This is a genomic window from Flavobacterium collinsii (assembly GCF_902804485.1).
GTDB lineage: Bacteria > Bacteroidota > Bacteroidia > Flavobacteriales > Flavobacteriaceae > Flavobacterium > Flavobacterium collinsii.
Genome location: NZ_CADCST010000124.1, coordinates 31,602 through 47,844, shown reverse-complemented (window position 1 = coordinate 47,844; position 16,243 = coordinate 31,602). Strand labels below are relative to the sequence as shown.

The 16,243-nt window shown below is 33.6% G+C and carries 17 protein-coding genes; 6 read left to right on the top strand and 11 right to left on the bottom strand.

Features of this window, described 5'->3' with window-relative positions:
* On the bottom strand, positions 1 to 290 hold a 290-nt coding region (locus tag FLA105534_RS20165), incomplete at its 3' end, for a hypothetical protein (RefSeq protein ID WP_173967882.1).
* A 243-nt stretch (positions 291 to 533) separates the two neighbouring features.
* Between FLA105534_RS20165 and FLA105534_RS20160 the strand changes: the two genes are divergently transcribed.
* Positions 534 to 929, top strand: coding sequence for a helix-turn-helix domain-containing protein (locus FLA105534_RS20160; RefSeq protein WP_173967881.1), 396 nt, complete (start codon positions 534 to 536; stop codon positions 927 to 929).
* A gap of 193 nt (positions 930 to 1,122) precedes the next feature.
* On the opposite strand, the gene FLA105534_RS20155 is transcribed toward FLA105534_RS20160, so the two are convergent.
* Positions 1,123 to 1,503: a hypothetical protein gene (locus tag FLA105534_RS20155; protein WP_173967880.1), complete on the bottom strand. Its 381-nt coding sequence runs from the start codon at positions 1,501 to 1,503 to the stop codon at positions 1,123 to 1,125.
* 93 nt (positions 1,504 to 1,596) lie between these two features.
* Positions 1,597 to 2,016 carry a hypothetical protein gene (locus tag FLA105534_RS20150; protein WP_173967879.1) on the bottom strand — a complete coding sequence of 140 codons (420 nt, stop codon included), beginning with the start codon at positions 2,014 to 2,016 and terminating at the stop codon, positions 1,597 to 1,599.
* A gap of 151 nt (positions 2,017 to 2,167) precedes the next feature.
* On the opposite strand from FLA105534_RS20150, the gene FLA105534_RS20145 reads away from it, so the two are divergent.
* Positions 2,168 to 3,397 (top strand): multidrug effflux MFS transporter, encoded by a 1,230-nt coding sequence (locus tag FLA105534_RS20145; protein ID WP_173967878.1) that lies wholly within the window; start codon positions 2,168 to 2,170, stop codon positions 3,395 to 3,397.
* A gap of 167 nt (positions 3,398 to 3,564) precedes the next feature.
* On the opposite strand, the gene FLA105534_RS20140 is transcribed toward FLA105534_RS20145, so the two are convergent.
* The 4 genes from FLA105534_RS20140 to FLA105534_RS20125 all read right to left on the bottom strand — a co-directional run bounded on the left by FLA105534_RS20140 (position 3,565) and on the right by FLA105534_RS20125 (position 8,623).
* Entirely contained in the window at positions 3,565 to 4,824 is a 1,260-nt protein-coding gene (locus FLA105534_RS20140; RefSeq protein WP_173967877.1) for an NAD(P)/FAD-dependent oxidoreductase, read from the bottom strand.
* Positions 4,825 to 4,907: 83 nt separating this feature from the next.
* On the bottom strand, positions 4,908 to 6,242 hold the full coding sequence (locus FLA105534_RS20135; protein WP_173967876.1) for a DEAD/DEAH box helicase: 1,335 nt from the start codon (positions 6,240 to 6,242) through the stop codon (positions 4,908 to 4,910).
* Between the two features lie 197 nt (positions 6,243 to 6,439).
* Entirely contained in the window at positions 6,440 to 7,981 is a 1,542-nt protein-coding gene (locus FLA105534_RS20130; RefSeq protein WP_173967875.1) for a DEAD/DEAH box helicase, read from the bottom strand.
* Positions 7,982 to 8,092: 111 nt separating this feature from the next.
* The gene (locus FLA105534_RS20125) at positions 8,093 to 8,623 is read right to left on the bottom strand and encodes a DUF6155 family protein (protein WP_173967874.1); all 531 of its coding nucleotides are present in this window, start codon (positions 8,621 to 8,623) and stop codon (positions 8,093 to 8,095) included.
* Positions 8,624 to 8,726: 103 nt separating this feature from the next.
* Between FLA105534_RS20125 and FLA105534_RS20120 the strand changes: the two genes are divergently transcribed.
* Positions 8,727 to 9,014, top strand: a complete 288-nt coding sequence (locus tag FLA105534_RS20120) for a DUF3817 domain-containing protein (RefSeq protein WP_173967873.1) — start codon at positions 8,727 to 8,729, stop codon at positions 9,012 to 9,014.
* The gene (locus FLA105534_RS20115; RefSeq protein ID WP_173967872.1) at positions 9,007 to 10,263 is read left to right on the top strand and encodes a mechanosensitive ion channel family protein; all 1,257 of its coding nucleotides are present in this window, start codon (positions 9,007 to 9,009) and stop codon (positions 10,261 to 10,263) included. Before FLA105534_RS20120 ends, FLA105534_RS20115 begins: the two co-directional genes overlap by 8 nt.
* A 72-nt stretch (positions 10,264 to 10,335) precedes the next feature.
* On the opposite strand, the gene FLA105534_RS20110 is transcribed toward FLA105534_RS20115, so the two are convergent.
* Together FLA105534_RS20110 and FLA105534_RS20105 are read right to left on the bottom strand one after the other, a co-directional pair.
* On the bottom strand, positions 10,336 to 10,764 hold the full coding sequence (locus FLA105534_RS20110; RefSeq protein WP_173967871.1) for a hypothetical protein: 429 nt from the start codon (positions 10,762 to 10,764) through the stop codon (positions 10,336 to 10,338).
* Between the two features lie 35 nt (positions 10,765 to 10,799).
* Complete coding sequence (locus FLA105534_RS20105) at positions 10,800 to 11,183, bottom strand: acyl-CoA thioesterase (RefSeq protein WP_173967870.1); 384 nt, start codon at positions 11,181 to 11,183, stop codon at positions 10,800 to 10,802.
* A 60-nt stretch (positions 11,184 to 11,243) separates the two neighbouring features.
* Here FLA105534_RS20105 and FLA105534_RS20100 point away from each other — a divergent pair, with 60 nt between their 5' ends.
* On the top strand, positions 11,244 to 11,651 hold the full coding sequence (locus tag FLA105534_RS20100; RefSeq protein ID WP_173967869.1) for a glyoxalase: 408 nt from the start codon (positions 11,244 to 11,246) through the stop codon (positions 11,649 to 11,651).
* Between the two features lie 9 nt (positions 11,652 to 11,660).
* Complete coding sequence (locus FLA105534_RS20095) at positions 11,661 to 12,134, top strand: hypothetical protein (RefSeq protein WP_173967868.1); 474 nt, start codon at positions 11,661 to 11,663, stop codon at positions 12,132 to 12,134.
* Positions 12,135 to 12,345: 211 nt separating this feature from the next.
* Here FLA105534_RS20095 and FLA105534_RS20090 read toward each other — a convergent pair whose 3' ends face one another.
* Together FLA105534_RS20090 and FLA105534_RS20085 are read right to left on the bottom strand one after the other, a co-directional pair.
* A complete protein-coding gene (locus tag FLA105534_RS20090; RefSeq protein WP_173967867.1) occupies positions 12,346 to 14,088 on the bottom strand; it encodes a DUF885 domain-containing protein in 1,743 nt (580 codons plus the stop codon).
* A 68-nt stretch (positions 14,089 to 14,156) separates the two neighbouring features.
* Positions 14,157 to 16,133, bottom strand: coding sequence for an alpha-ketoacid dehydrogenase subunit alpha/beta (locus FLA105534_RS20085; RefSeq protein WP_173967866.1), 1,977 nt, complete (start codon positions 16,131 to 16,133; stop codon positions 14,157 to 14,159).
* Positions 16,134 to 16,243 lie beyond the last annotated feature (110 nt).

The window sequence follows — 16,243 nt, the reverse complement described above, 5'->3', positions numbered from 1 at the left end:
TCAGAAAGAATTTTTTGTTCTATAGTTGTTTTAGCTTTTTCAATCCCATCAATTATTTTATTTTCAAGTTCTTTTTCATTTGCCTTTAAAATCTTGCTTTGAAAGTATTGAACTGCATACGGAAGAAAAACTCCAAGTATTGCTACTAAAGTTGTTAATAGAAAAATAAGTTTACTCCATGCAGAATCGTAAAAATCATTTACCTTACTTAAAATTTCTAAAGTATCTTTTGAATTATTTACTGCTGTTTCAGTAATTGGTTTTGCAATTTCTAAAAATAATCGGATCATAGCTTAATTTCTTTTTGGTTGTGCGCTAATATAATTTATTCAAATAGCAAATCATTACGGAAAACCGTAAACAAGTTGATTTAAAAAAGAAAACTTTTTATAGCAAGTTTATCTCGTGCTTAATCAATTCTGTATTTACGTGCTTTATTCTTCAATTTAGAATAATTTTAAAATAACATTTGCTACTACCCTATAAATATTTTAAGTAAAAATCCTATATTTGACATTTATGACAGAAGCCATATGATAGACAAGAAAATACACCAAGGAAGAAATATTAAGCGTTTTCGTGAAATGCTTGGAATAAAGCAAGAAATACTTGCCTATGAACTGGGCGAAGACTGGAACCAAAAGAAAATCTCTCTTTTGGAACAAAAAGAGTCTATAGAAAAGAATATCTTAGAACAAGTATCCAAAATCCTGAAAGTACCTACTGAAGCTATTGAAAATTTTGACGAAGATATGGCAATTAACATTATTTCGAATACTTTTCATGAAGGATCAATTGCTAATGCAACTGCTGAAAATATACAGTGTACATTTAATCCCTTAGATAAAATGGTAGAGCTTTACGAGCGTATGCTTGAACAGCAAAAAGAAATGATTGACAAATTGGAGAAATTGATTAGAGAGAAATAATACTAGATATTCCTGTTGCGCGTAATTATTTTTAAACACATAGAAACATAGATTCGATGTCTATAAAAGAGTATTACAAGAAACATGTTTCTTACACATAGTAGTCTCTGTGTGTTTTAAATAAGTGAAACGCCTTTTTTGAGACATAAAATCTATGTTTCTATGTGGTAAATGCGTTAAGTATTATCTTTTTCTACTCATACAATTTCGTTAGAACTGTTTCTTTAGGAACTAAATCATCACCACCTCTTTTGGCAAATTGTAAAAGATCTTCCTTTACAAATAAAACCGCACTTGCCGAACCGTCTTTGCCTTTGATGCTAATTTGAGCTTTCTCACCAAGTGCATATACACTACCATCAACCTCCATGACACCGCTAACAAATTTTTCGTTACTGCTTGTAATTTCAGCCGTTCCGAATATTTTGTTATTGGATTGCGCCAGGTTTAATTTCAGTACATATTCCTTGCTGCAAGTTTTACAATTTTCAGTGCTCCAGGTTCCGGTAAATTTATTGGCCTGCGCATACGATTGAAAGCTTACGAGAATCAATAATAGAAGAATTTTTTTCATGAGTTTTAAAATAGGTAAAATTTATCAATCAAATATAAACGAAAAAAAGCACCACAAAATATGTGGTGCTCCATATTTCCCGTATTTGAAAAATTATTTTAATTTTTTCAAATAAACCGATTTTCCGTTTAGAGCAACATTTATTTCATTGTTCTTTTCTGAAAAAGTTGTTCTCAGTGCATTTCCTTTAAAAATGGTAACGTCACCATAAACTTTTCCGGTTGCGTCAGAAACATACTCAAACAATAATTTTTTATTGTCTGGTTCAAGTCCAATTTTATAACTTGAAAATTTAGAAGTTGTCAAATCAAATTCCTGATGCGTGTCAATGATATTACCGTCGGCGTAAAAATTAGTAACCGTTTTACTTAACGTAATATCCGGATAATACTGATTGACCTTTTGCAGCAGAGCATATTGCTCCGGAGATGCGTCTTCTTTTTTAGAAGTAATTGTTTGTGCAAATGAAATTGTGGTAAAGATAAGTGTAAATAATAAAATGTAATTTCTCATAATTTAAAATTTTAAAGATTAGTATTAAAATGATTTTTGGCAATCTATTTATGCGTAATACACCCAAACTTTTATTAAAAAAGGTTTAAATCACACTACAAGATATGAAATCTTTACCTTTGCAAAAAATGAAAAGCAATTTTTTAAGAAAATGACAACAAAAAAATACATTAAGCTCATCCTTATCTTAGGTTCTTTAACAGCACTTGGCCCTTTTTCAATTGATATGTATCTGCCTGGTTTCTCAGGTATAGCAAAGGATTTACATACTTCAGTCGCCAAAGTTTCGATGAGTTTATCGAGTTATTTTATTGGAATTTCGGCCGGACAATTACTTTACGGACCATTATTAGATCGTTTTGGAAGAAAAAAGCCTTTATTTATAGGTTTGATGATCTATATTTTGGCTTCTTTAGGCTGTATTTATGTAACTGACATTGACTCCTTTATTCTTTTGCGATTTGTTCAGGCTATCGGAAGTTGTGCAGCAACAGTAGCTTCTGTAGCCATGGTTCGGGATTTGTTTCCTGTAAAAGATATTCCGAAAGTATTCTCTTTATTAATGCTTGTCGTTGGGCTTTCTCCTATGCTGGCGCCAACAATTGGTGGTTATGTTACAGAAGATTACGGCTGGCATACTGTGTTTTTTATTTTGATGTGCATGGGAATTGCAATTCTTATAGCGTCTCAAATTGGTTTACCTGACACCTACAAACCGGATACGTCAATATCGTTAAAACCAAAGCCGATTATTACCAACTTTTTAAAAGTGCTTAAAGAACCTCAGTTCTACACTTACGCCTTTACAGGGGCTATCGCTTTTTCGGGTTTATTTTCATACGTTGCGGCCTCACCTATAGTTTTTATGGATATTTATAACGTTGATGCTAAAACTTACGGCTGGATTTTTGCTTTTATGTCGGTTAGTTTTATTGGTTCAAGTCAGTTAAATTCGGCCTTACTGAAGAAATATTCCAGCGAACAAATGATTTTTGGTGCGTTGATTTCACAGTCTGTCATTAGTATTATTTTCCTTATTTTGGCTTTAAATGACCTTTTAGGATTGTATGAAACTATTGGAATGTTATTTTTATTCCTGGCTTGTCTGGGAATTTCAAACCCAAACACTGCAGGTCTTACTTTGGCTCCTTTTGCTAAAAATACGGGAAGTGCCTCGGCTCTAATGGGTGCTATTCAGCTTGGTTTAGGAGCTTTGGCTTCATTTGCTGTTGGAATTTTTGTAAAGAATTCTGTTGCGCCAATGGTGGCCATTATGACAACAACTACCATTACAGCTTTTATTGTTTTAAATATTGGTAAGCGTTTTATAAAACAAAAAGTAAAAGTTTCTAAGGATGATGATGTTGTGATTGGTCACTAAAGATTATTAAACTCCAATCATTTAAATTTCAAATTCCAAAGAATTGTGAGTATTTCATTGAGCATAAAAAAGCCAGATTCTATTACGATTCTGGCTTCTTAATTATAATATAGTTTGTATCTTTTTTCTTTTTGGAATTTGAAATTTAAATGATTGGGATTTATTTTCTAAGATCTTTTATCAGGTCTGATAATCATTCTCAAAGACTGATCTCTTGCAAAATACGCGACCATCCAGTTCCAGAATGTATTTAATCTGTTTCTATAAGTAATTAAAGATATTAAATGGATAAACAGCCAGATAACCCAGGCAAAAAAACCTTTAAAATGCCATTTTGGACTTGGTAAATCAACTACGGCTTTGTTTTTTCCTATAATTGCCATGGAACCTTTGTCATTGTAAGCAAAAGGTTTCAAAGGTTTGTTTTGAACTAATGCTTTAAAGTTTTTAGCCAGATTTAAACCTTGCTGAATGGCAACCTGAGCAACTTGCGGATGTCCGTCAGGGAAATTTTTATCACCGGCTGTGATGGCTGTGTCACCAATAGCATAAATATTTACGAGTCCATTGACTTTATTGTATTCATCTGTCGCCATTCGTTTTCCACGGCCATAGCTTTCTGCTGGGATTCCTTCAAAAATTTTAGCAGAAACTCCGGCAGCCCAGATCAGATTTTTTGTTTTAATGGTCTCGCCGTTAGCGAAATGAACGGTATCATCAATATAGTCTGTAACACGAGTATGAAGTTTAACTACAACTCCTAATTTAGTAAGTGCATCCAGAGTGTCTTCCTGAGAAGCTTTACTCATAGGCGAGAGGAGTGCGTCTCCCCCATCGACTAAATAAACATTACTCGCAGATGTTTCCAATTCCGGATATTCTTTTAGCAAAATACTCTTTCGCATTTCGGCAAACATTCCAGATACCTCCACTCCTGTTGGTCCGCCTCCTGCTACCACAATGGTTAACAATTTGCGTCGTTTGCGAATATCTTTGGTAATTGCTGCTTTTTCAAGGTTTTTTAGCAGTGCGTTACGCATTTCGATGGCATCGTTTAAAGTTTTCATCGGAATAGCGTTTTTCATAACGTTTTCCATTCCAAAATAACTCGTTTCTGCACCGGTTGCAAAAACCAAATGATCGTATGTTAATTCTCCATTATTTAAGATAATTTTATTCTCAGCCGGAACAACAGAAAGCAATTCGCCTAAACGAAATTGCAGATTTTTTTTTCCGGCAAAGAATTTTCTAAAAGGATAACTGATGCTTGAGGGTTCTAAAAATGCAGTTGCAACCTGATATATAAGTGGTGGGAAAAAGTTATAATTATTCTTATCTACAAGTGTTACATGTATTTGAGGATGGTTAACCAATTCTTTTGCAAGATTGATTCCTGCAAAACCACCTCCTATAATTACTATCTTCATATACGCTGTTTATTAAGTAAGATTATACTAAAATTACCTTATAAATATACAACATAAATTAGCAAAGTAAATTGCCCAGAATACTACTTTTTGAATTTTTTAACAGGTTTTTCAGCCACTTCAACTTTGTTCTGCAGAACATAATTTGCTAACAATTTTTCAATCAATTCATCCTTAGTTAAATGATGAAAAACAGTTTTTACTTTAGTTTTCAAATCTGTTGAAATATCATGATTCGGTTTTGTTTTAAAGATTTGTTTCGCCCATAAAAGAGTATTGTTCTCTTCAAGACTTGCTACCGAAGGCTTTTGAAATTTAGTGAATTTAATTCCCAGTTCATTTTCAAATTCAGGAATTTCGACTACTTCTTCCTCTTGTAAAACAGTTAATGAAAGTCCTTTTGCCCCTGCTCTTGCTGTTCTTCCGCTACGGTGAACATAATTTTCATAAGTATCAGGTAAATGATAGTTTACCACATAAGAGATTTCTTTTACATCAATTCCTCTTGCGGCCAAGTCGGTAGCGACTAATATGTTGATATGTCCTTCACGAAACTGCTCCATAATTCTGTCTCGAATTCCCTGTGATAGACTACCATGAAGCGCTCCTGAAGAAAAACGATTGATTGCTAAATTCTTCGCCAATTTATTGACTGCAGCTTTGGTTTTACAAAAAATAATACCGCGTTCACCTTCTCGTGAATTTAAAAAATGCATTAAAACATCCAGTTTTTCAATTGGATCTACTACAATATATTCATGATCAATTCCTTGATTACCTGCAGTTTCCATATTTGCGCTAACCTGAACTACATTTTTATTTAAATAGTTCTGAATCAACTGCTTGATTGTTCCAGGCAAAGTAGCTGAGAACAATAAAGTACGGTGCTTTTTAGGAAGTTCGGCAACAATTTCGTCTAAACTTTCTTTAAGAATGGAAACCATTTCATCAGCTTCATCTAATACTAAATAGTCGGTTTGTTTTAGATCAATAGCTTTGCGCTGAATTAAATCGATCAAACGTCCCGGTGTTGCTACTACAATATGGGTTGGCTGAGTCAACCGCTCGATTTGTGGTTTTATTGGAATTCCGCCACAAGTTGAAGCGATAGATATGTTTGGAATGTGTTTTCCAAAATCCTCTAAATTTCTAAATATTTGTTGTCCAAGTTCTCTTGTTGGAACCAAAATGACAGCCTGAACTATAGGAGACTCTGTATTAATCAATTGTAACAAAGGCAATCCAAAAGCTGCTGTTTTACCGGTTCCGGTTTTGGCTAAACCAACCACATCGTGAGCTTCTGCTAAAAGTAACGGAATTGTTTTTTGCTGGATTTCTGTTGGTTCAACAATGTTCAATTCGCTTAATGCTTTTAAAATTGGTGCTGAAATTCCTAATGATGAGAATTGTTTAGACATCTTTTATTTTTGTTTATTTTGTTTTTATTTGTTTCAAGTTTCAGGTACTTTGAGAACTTAAAAATGAATTTCTAGTAATTTGCAAAGGAGAAATTGCAATAGAATTAATTACTCTAAAATGCTATTTCTCCTTTTAAAAATATAATTTTGTTTAGATTCCAAAAAACTTGAAACCTTAAACCTGAAACAAAATATCTCTATTCGTCCGGTTCGTTCATGATTTTTTCACGATACTTTTTACCAATCAGTAAAACTAATTTTAGTTTGTAATCGTCAACCAGCCATTCACGGTAGTTTTTACTACATTGGCTTAAGCATTTTGCATAACGTTTGATACGGCATTCTATATCATCATCAAGTTCTTTACCTAATGATTTTGCTTCTTGTAAAGTTTCTGTATTATCAACACACATCGCAGCATGCTGCTCCAATGATTTATCCAATACAACTTTGGATCGTAAATTTTGTTTGATGATTAATTTATGTTCTTCATCAACATCAAAAGTAACATCGGCTGTTTTGCTGAATTTAGCACGTAATTCCGGTGGCATGCTGTATTTGAAATACAATTCGATCTCTGTGTCATCACGTAGGTTTTCTAAATAAAACTCTGGTGATTTAAAAATGTGTTGCCAATTTACCGGCTCACTCCATAGACCAAAACGAGCAGCATTATTACCAAGATCAATCACTGTAAATTCATCTTTTCCAGGTAATTTACGAGATCCGCGACCAATCATCTGATAGTATAAAGTTAATGATTTTGTTGCTCTGTTTAGGATAATCGTTTCAACTGTTGGCTCATCAAAACCAGTTGTCAAAATCCCTACAGAAGTTAAAATCGCATCTGGAGTCTTTTTGAACCACTGCAAGATGTCTTTACGCTCTTCAGAACTACTCGTGTTATCAAGGTGTCTGATATCATAACCTGCTTCTCTAAAAGTTTCATACACGTATAACGAAGTATGAATACCATTATTAAAAATTAGGGTCTTTTTACCTAACGAACGTTCGGTATAAGCATGCAGTAATTTTTCCTGCATGATGGTATTTGTATATAAATCATCTGATGATTTTACAGTATAATCACCATTGATACCAACTTTAAGTGACGTTAATCCAACATCATAACTATAAGTAGTTGCACGCGCCAGAAATCCTTTGTCAATCAATGAACTAATAGTGTCACCCACAATAAGTTCATTGTAACTCTGGTGCATTGGTAATTTTATGTTTGAACTCAAAGGTGTTGCAGTTACTCCAAGAATAAAAGCATTTTTGAATGAGTTTAATAGTTTTCGGAATGAGTTGTAATGCGCCTCATCAATAATAACCAAACCAATGTTATCTAAATGTAACTTCTCGTCGTTGATACGGTTTTTCAATGTCTCCACCATCGCCACGAAACATGAAAAATCGTTTTGATCCGGTAACTCTTTTACTTTACTATTAATAATTTTATTAGAAACACCAAACCCTTTTAGCATTTTTGAAGTTTGCTTACAAAGTTCGATACGGTGTGTTAGAACAACCACTTTTTTATCATTATTAGCTAAATAACGACGAACGATTTCGGAAAAAATCACTGTTTTTCCACCACCAGTAGGTAATTGATATAATAAATGATGTTTCGAAGGAGCATTATCTAAACGTTCAAAAATGGCATCGATATCGCCTTTCTGATATGCATAAAGTTCTTTTTTCTCTTCTCTTTCTATTTCTAAAGTGTTTTGAGACATTGTTTATTTTTGGATTTTTGCAAAAATACACCGAAAAAACAGTTTTTCACTTTATTTTAACCTAAAATAAATGTTTTTTTTAAATAAGATTTTTTATGAGAACTACTCTTATTAATCAATTTTCTCTAAAATTGCCTCAAAATCATACTTATTTTTCCATTTTTGTTGAAGAGTTTCTTGTTCAATGGCAATAATTCTATCTTTAAAATCAGGCAAAATTCCGTTGGAAATTGAAAAATTCACAGCTTGTTCAAATGAATTCAGGATGCTTTTGTAAAACAATTCCTGCTTCACCGGATTTTGTGACGAATACGTTTGCGCAATCTCTATATTGTAAAGCATGATATCTGCCACAACAAAAGGATCTACTCCTAATAGCATAAAATGTTTGATGTATTTCTGCGCTACCGAACGACGGAGTTTTGCTTTAGGGCGTCTCTTGGCTCCAGCTTTTTTAATTGGAAAATATTCGTGCGAAATTTTCACCTTACATTCCTGTAGCAATTTATCTTCTTTTGGATTAAAAGCAAAATCATAATACACTTTAACAGGATTAAACTTTTCATACAATTCGATAATTTGCTCTTCGAGCTGCTCTTTGTTTAATTCAGCAAGGTATTTTTTTAAATCACGTTTACTCATTGTCAAAGTTTAAGGTTACAAAAGTAAATTACTTTCCTGATTCATACCGCAAAAACCAACGATAATACTTAATTTTGCTTGTATTAAACTCAAAAAATAGAATATGCTCAAGATTTTCAAAGTTACTGCAATTTTAGAGGGAATCTCTTATTTAGTATTGTTTACCAATATGCTTTTCATCAAAACCAATAATCCTGAACTTTATCATACCCTGTTACGTCCATTAGGAATGACTCATGGCGTTTTATTTATCGGATATGTGCTGTTGGCATTTTTACTTAAAAAACCACAAAATTGGGATTTAAAAACCTTTGCAATTATACAGATCGCCTCTCTTATTCCGTTTGGAACTTTTTATGTAGAAAAAAAATACCTGGAGAATAATGCCTAGACTTTTGGATAAAATATTTAATTTTTTATACCCTATTTTTAGAGATTGGGGCATGAGCCGCAATATGGCTTCTTATGTCAGCCTGATCTTTAATATCGCCATCATGGTGATACTGGCTTATGCTATTTATTATTTGGCAAAATTTGTTTTGGTTACACTGACTGCTGTTTTCGCTCAGCGTACTAAAACAAAATTTGATGATTATCTGATTCACAATAAAACAACCAAATACACGGCATACCTAATTCCGTTTTTCTTTATTTACAAGGCAGTTCCAATTATTCTGGATAAGTACGAATACTGGGAGTCAGTTTTTGGAAAAATCGTTGGTGTTTATATTGTTTTGCTTGGATTGTGGATTACCAGAACCATTTTTAATGCCTTACGTGATTATTTAAAACAAAAACCGGAATACAGCGATAAACCTATTGATAGCTTCGTTCAGGTTATTATGATCGTGCTCTGGATTTTTGGAGTTGCCATTATTATCTCAAAGTTATTTGGAATCAAGCAAGGCGAATTACTGACCATCTTAGGAACACTTTCGGCTATTATCATCTTGATTTTCAGGGATACTATTCTTGGATTTGTTTCGAGTGTTCAGGTAGCTATAAACGATATGGTTCGCATTGGTGACTGGATTACGATGGATAAGTTTGGTGCGGATGGAGATGTTATCGAGATTAACCTGACGACTGTTAAGGTCCGAAATTTTGACAATACGATTACCACAATACCAACCTATGCTTTGAGTTCTGATTCTTTTCAAAACTGGCGCGGTATGCAGAAGTCAGATGGACGACGTATTAAAAGACATATTTTGATCAAAAGCAGCAGTATTCGTTTTCTGAATGATGAGGATTTAAATCAGATGAAAAAAGTTCAATTGATCGCTTCTTATATTGAAACCAGACAATCCGAAATCGATAAATACAATGATTTACGTGGTGTCGATAAAACCTTAGCGCTTAATGGACGCAATATGACTAACTTAGGATTGTTTCGAAAATACATCATGCAGTATTTGATAACACATCCGGGTTTAAACAAAGACATGCACATGATGTGCCGTCAGTTGCAATCGAGTGCAAATGGAGTTCCTTTAGAGATTTATGCTTTCTCGAGCGATAAACGCTGGGCCAACTACGAATATATTATGGCTGATATTTTTGACCATGTTATGGCTTCTGTAGAATACTTCGACCTTGAGATATTCGAATTGCCTTCGAAAATTGGGCATTTAGATTAGTTTTCAGTCTCAGTCTTCAGTCTCAGTTTTCAGTTTTATACTGAGACTGAAAACTGAGACTGCGACTGAAGTTTATTTCTTAACTTTTTCAAAAACAAACCCTGATTCGTTATATTCTATGGGTACTTCAGGTACAAAAAGAGGAAGATTCATATAGGTACCAATTATCCCTTTCCCTAAAATAAATTTGTTTTCTTTTTTCAGTAAAGCCAACGGAATTCTTCTCCAGCCACCTCCATTGGAAATAAAATGAAAGTCACCTCTTAAAGTATCACCTTTAATGTTTCCTCTTACATCTCCAGAATCCTTACCAATTTTATGGTAGAAAATTTCATAACGACCGTAAAATCTCTTGTCGTTTATATGGATATCTAAGACTGCTGTATCACCTTTGTGAACCGCACGATAAACGGCATGATTGTAAATTTCTTTGTTTTCTTTTGAATTACAGGACAGTAGAAAAACAAACGATAAAGTAACGAGTATATTTTTTTTAGTCATTTTAGAAGGTTTATGCTGTATAAGATATAAAAGAACTATAGACGGTCTTTTACGAATTCAATTTGAGTTTTTCCGTGAGCTTTAGGTTTACCTTCTTCATCGAGATTAACCATTGTAGTCTTGTCTATGGTAATGATGATTTCTCGGGTCATCATGTTACGTACTGCACATTTTAGAATTAATGAAGTATTTCCAAATTTTACAACATCTATTCCAATTTCAACAATATCCCCTTGTCGGGCAGAACTTTTAAAATCAATTTCCGACATGTACTTGGTTACGACTCTGGTGTTTTCTAATTGAATAATCGTATACAGTGCCAACTCTTCATCGATCCAGGCGAGTAACTTTCCGCCAAATAATGTTCCGTTTGGATTTAAATCTTCGGGTTTGACCCATTTTCTGGTATGAAATCGCATAATATTTAGTTTGAATAAAAAATTTTGTATCAGAATTTTTTCTAAATTTAAAGAAAAAACATGGAAGCGAGAGACACTTTTTTAAAAGAATTCAGAGGCGAAACTTTAGGAACAATAAGTGCTCAATCTTCAGCAGACGAGTTGTTTCAAAATCAAACCATTAGACCTATTTTAAAACTTCAGAATGATTTGTTTATTGCGGTTTTCATCAACTATGTCAATAAAAATAAGGCTGATTTCTATTCTTATACGGTCGAAAAGAAACTTCAGGTTATCGAAAACTCCATTCAAAAGGACATTAAGTTTCGAAATTCTCTGAAAGGAATTGTAATTGCTCTCTTTACAATTGAAGAATATGAAACATATATTCAAAACTCTTCAAGCTTAAACAAAAGAATGATGAATTTATTGATCGACCGATTGAAAAGTCAGGTACAGTTGTTTGAACTGGAGTCGAATTCGAAATAAATACTTTAAATGACCATAGAATTTACTGAAGATAAAAAGCAAAGTTTTTTTGCTTATAAAAATGATGAATTATTGTTTTATTCCACTATAAAGTTTAACTGGTTAAGAAAGAATTTAGTTAAAATTTTTAATTCTAATAATGATCTAATTTTAGAACTGCAAAGTTATGAGCCTGTTTTCAGTTCTCCGAAGTATAAAATTTTATTTCAGAATAAGCAAAAAACAAAGGATATAAGTGAAATTACGGAACTAAATTTATTCTTTGATATCAATAAAAAAATAAGAAAAACAAATGAGAATCTCTTTTCTTTCAAAACTAGTTTTTCTTATTATTCGACTACAACTAAAATAGCTGATTTAAAAGTAAAGTATTGGAGCTCCAAAATGTCTTTGCAAATTAATGATGAAAACATTGAGTTTCTTGATCCAATAATAATTCATCTTTTATCAACTTACACAGGACATAATTATGGTGTAGACTAATAGTTTTAAAGTGATTTAATCAAATCCGAAATAAAGTCCAAAAATATTTAGTTCAAAAGGTCGAAAAAATAAAAAAGACTAACTGGTTACAATAACCTGTTAGTCTTTTTACAATGCACCTGTTAGATGCGACTCTCAAAAAAATGTTTTATACACAGATAAAACAAAATCATATAAACAATGATTCTAAAATATAGAATCATTGTTATTTTTATTCCTCAGACAACATTAATTCTTTAATGTATTTCACAGGAGCACTTCCAAAACTTAAGAATTTCTCATGAAACTTTTTCAGATTAAACTTATCTCCTTCTTTCTTTTTAAGTTCCTCTCTTAAATTGTAGATTTCTGTATATCCTGTAAAATAAGAGCACAGCTGTACTTGCGATAAAGTAACACGTTTCCATTTTCCATCTGCCTCAGCCTGTTGCTGGAAAGCTTCTTTGGTTAACAAATCCAAAGCTGCTTCTTTAGACATATTTTTAGTATGAACACTAATATCTAAAATAGTATTGCAAGTTGCTCTTAAATTCCATTTGTAATACATCAACCACATTTCATCAGAATTTTTATAACCGCTTTCCAACATCATTTTCTCCGCGTAAACAGCCCAGCCCTCTATCATTGCACCATTTCCTAAAATAGATTTAATGATACTTGGCGACTGGTTACTGTATACCAATTGGGTGTAATGCCCCGGAACAGCTTCATGAATGTTTAAAATCTGTAAAATATAATCATTGTACTCGCGTAAGTAGCTTTCTGCGTTTTCAGCTGTCCAGCCCGCCATACTTCCTACATTATAATAGGTATTGGCATTTTTATCATAAGGGCCCGGAGCCGAAATCGAAGCTCCCGCAACTCCAGCCATATAAGCAGGTTCTTTGCGAACTACCAGCGGTTTTGAAGGGTCAATATACAATAAATCTTTTGCTTTTACATAAGCCGTTAGTTCCGGAATTTGTTTTTCAATTTCAGATTGGAATTTCTCCGGTGTAGTGTGCTGCAAAGAGATTTTATCAATTACCTGTTTGATTAAATCCAGTTTATCTGCAGGTTTTGGCTCATTTCCTTTGTATTCTTTCCAAAGTTTATCCGCCAGAACAAACATTTTTTCATGTAAGTCTTTTTTATGATCTACTGCAATTTTAAAAATCTCCTCTGCTGTATAGCTCGATTGGATATCAAAATTGAATTTTTTAGCGTACAATTCCGATCCAAGTCTAAAAGAACGAGGTGTTTTATTCGGTAATTTTTTCAACCAATCCACGTAGTCAGCAATTGCTTTTTTAGCAACTATACCTTTGTTCAGCATTTCTTTTTTCTCAACAGAGCTTAGCTTACTTTTTTCTAAAGCTGCAGCCAAATCCACGTCAAAAACAGTAGAACCTCCAAGGTTTTGTGCTATAGCAAGTTCTGTATGTTCTACAGTTGGATTTTTAATATTCTTTTTTGCTGCTTCATAATAAGCCGGAACATTATTCATTTTAGCATTGAAAGCACGCAAACGAATTTCCGGAGTATCGTATTTACCGTTTAGAATTTCTGCAAATGCTCCGCAGACATTATATTCAGAAGGATTCCACTGAGACGATTTTAGTTCTTTTACACTAAAAATAGTAGCCTCCAATTGATTTTTAATCATCTGAAAATCGGTCTTATTATTATCAGACAAATCTTCAGGATTAAATTGTTTTAAAGAATCTAATTGTGCATTAGCGAAATCAAGTTGTCTTTTTTCCTCAGATGCATCCGGAACAACCAAAATGCTGTCTAGTTTGTGATAACCAACCCCCGAAGCCCAGCCTGGGTTAATCTTCCATAAATCAGTAACAAAGCGATCCTTGTAGGTGTCGAATTTTATATCTAACTCTTTATCTCCGTTAGACTTGCCACTTTTATTACAGGAAAAAAGTACCGTAATTGCAAAAAATGAAACAAACAGTTTTTTCATAAGTTATTTTTTTTATGGTTTAAAGATAAAAAAAATGTTCTTTATGCAAAACAATTTACTATTTGTAATTAATATTTCAATAATTCTAACAAAACACCTTCAAAACGATTCCTAGGTAAAAATTGATCTTCGAGGGCCTTCGTAAACGGAATCGGTGAATCTAAACTGGCTACCCTTTTTACAGGACCATCCAGATATTCAAAACATTCTTCCATAATTAAAGCCGAAATATCGCTGGCAATACCACCAAACAAAGTATCTTCCTGATAAATAATCACTTTTCCTGTCTTTTTAACCGAATTAAAAATAGTTTCGGTATCCAAAGGCTGTAATGTTCTAAGATCAATTAAATCAGCCTTTATATCAGGATTTTTACTCAACGTTTCCAACGCCCAATGCACCGTAGCACCAAAAGCGATAATAGTAACGGACTCTCCTTCTTTTAACAAGGCCGCTTTCCCTAACGGAATGGTATAATATCCTGCAGGAACATCCTGATATATACTTCGGTACAATTGTTTGTGCTCGAAAAACAAAACCGGATTTGGGTCATTTATTGAGGTATTCAATAACCCTTTTGCGTCATACGGAAAAGCCGGATAAACGACTTTTAAACCAGGTGTTTTAGTAAACCACGCTTCATTAGTCTGCGAATGAAAAGGTCCAGCCTGAGTTCCGCCTCCGCATGGCATACGTACGACAACATCGGCTTTTTCACCCCAACGGTAATGAGATTTGGCTAGTAAGTTAACGATTGGATTAAAACCTGTAGAAACAAAATCGGCAAACTGCATTTCTACAATAGCTTTGAAACCGTTAATCGATAACCCCATCGCTGCAGATACTACTGCGCTCTCGCAAATTGGTGTATTCCGGACGCGTTCTTTTCCAAACGCCTTTACAAAACCATCAGTAATTTTAAACGCTCCACCATATTCTGCAATATCCTGGCCCATTAGAACCAAATTTTCATGCCGCTCCATAGATTGCTTTAAGCTACTGCTTATCGCATCAATGAATCGAATATTCTCTACTTCTGAATCTGCTTTAACTTCTTCATAGGTATAGGGTTTATAAACATCATTTAATTCATCACTATAGGTAGGAACGATTTCTGGCTCTGCATTGGCAATTGCCCAATTCTCATCAATTTCCTGTTTAATAGTACTGTGTAACTGTTCATCTAATTCGGGAGTAAGCACGCCTGTCTCAACTAAATATTTTTTATAGTTCACTACTGGGTCTTTGGCAGCCCATTCGTCCATTAATTCCTGCGGAACATATTTTGTACCACTCGCCTCTTCGTGACCACGCATTCTAAAGGTTTTAAACTCCAACAAAACAGGATGCGGATCTTTCTGCATCTCCTCTTTCAATTGCGCCAGCTTATTATAGATTTCCAGTATATTATTTCCATCAATAATATAACTATCAATACCATAACCTATACCTTTATCGGCCAGATTCTCACAAAAATATTGCTCGTTTGTTGGCGTCGACAATCCGTAACCGTTATTTTCGATGACAAACATTACAGGTAGTTTCCAAACAGCAGCTATATTCAAAGCCTCATGAAAATCACCTTCGCTAGTAGCGCCTTCACCTGTAAAAACAGCTGTTATTTTATTATCTTTTTGAAGTTTATGTGCGAGAGCAATTCCGTCTGCGATCCCCAATTGCGGACCCAAATGCGAAATCATTCCTATAATATTGTATTCCTGAGTACCAAAGTGAAAACTGCGATCTCTTCCTTTTGTAAAACCATTTGCTTTTCCTTGCCATTGCGAGAATAAACGGTGTAACGGAATGTTTCTGCTGGTAAAAACACCTAAATTTCGATGCATTGGCAACACATACTCTGAGTCATCTAAAACAGAGGTAACTCCTACTGCGATTGCCTCCTGCCCGATTCCCGAGAACCATTTAGAAACTTTTCCCTGACGAATTAGAATCAGCATCTTTTCTTCGATGAGTCGCGGTTTTAGGATTTTTTTATATAAGTCTAATAATTGAGTATCAGTTAGGTCTTGTCTGTAAAAGATCATTAGCGGTTAGTTTTTAGTATTTCAAATATAGAAAAATATAACAATTTTATAGCTTTTTGTTAGAAAATTTTAATTTTAGTATAACTTTTAAAATTCAATTCTAAAATATT

What these genes read in the sequence shown, in the direction of transcription:
- FLA105534_RS20160 (WP_173967881.1), top strand. Translation starts at nt 534, where the DNA reads ATGATAGACAAGAAAATACACCAAGGAAGAAATATTAAGCGTTTTCGT.
- FLA105534_RS20155 (WP_173967880.1), bottom strand. Translation starts at nt 1,503, where the DNA reads ATGAAAAAAATTCTTCTATTATTGATTCTCGTAAGCTTTCAATCGTAT.
- FLA105534_RS20150 (WP_173967879.1), bottom strand. Translation starts at nt 2,016, where the DNA reads ATGAGAAATTACATTTTATTATTTACACTTATCTTTACCACAATTTCA.
- FLA105534_RS20145 (WP_173967878.1), top strand. Translation starts at nt 2,168, where the DNA reads ATGACAACAAAAAAATACATTAAGCTCATCCTTATCTTAGGTTCTTTA.
- FLA105534_RS20140 (WP_173967877.1), bottom strand. Translation starts at nt 4,824, where the DNA reads ATGAAGATAGTAATTATAGGAGGTGGTTTTGCAGGAATCAATCTTGCA.
- FLA105534_RS20135 (WP_173967876.1), bottom strand. Translation starts at nt 6,242, where the DNA reads ATGTCTAAACAATTCTCATCATTAGGAATTTCAGCACCAATTTTAAAA.
- FLA105534_RS20130 (WP_173967875.1), bottom strand. Translation starts at nt 7,981, where the DNA reads ATGTCTCAAAACACTTTAGAAATAGAAAGAGAAGAGAAAAAAGAACTT.
- FLA105534_RS20125 (WP_173967874.1), bottom strand. Translation starts at nt 8,623, where the DNA reads ATGAGTAAACGTGATTTAAAAAAATACCTTGCTGAATTAAACAAAGAG.
- FLA105534_RS20120 (WP_173967873.1), top strand. Translation starts at nt 8,727, where the DNA reads ATGCTCAAGATTTTCAAAGTTACTGCAATTTTAGAGGGAATCTCTTAT.
- FLA105534_RS20115 (WP_173967872.1), top strand. Translation starts at nt 9,007, where the DNA reads ATGCCTAGACTTTTGGATAAAATATTTAATTTTTTATACCCTATTTTT.
- FLA105534_RS20110 (WP_173967871.1), bottom strand. Translation starts at nt 10,764, where the DNA reads ATGACTAAAAAAAATATACTCGTTACTTTATCGTTTGTTTTTCTACTG.
- FLA105534_RS20105 (WP_173967870.1), bottom strand. Translation starts at nt 11,183, where the DNA reads ATGCGATTTCATACCAGAAAATGGGTCAAACCCGAAGATTTAAATCCA.
- FLA105534_RS20100 (WP_173967869.1), top strand. Translation starts at nt 11,244, where the DNA reads ATGGAAGCGAGAGACACTTTTTTAAAAGAATTCAGAGGCGAAACTTTA.
- FLA105534_RS20095 (WP_173967868.1), top strand. Translation starts at nt 11,661, where the DNA reads ATGACCATAGAATTTACTGAAGATAAAAAGCAAAGTTTTTTTGCTTAT.
- FLA105534_RS20090 (WP_173967867.1), bottom strand. Translation starts at nt 14,088, where the DNA reads ATGAAAAAACTGTTTGTTTCATTTTTTGCAATTACGGTACTTTTTTCC.
- FLA105534_RS20085 (WP_173967866.1), bottom strand. Translation starts at nt 16,133, where the DNA reads ATGATCTTTTACAGACAAGACCTAACTGATACTCAATTATTAGACTTA.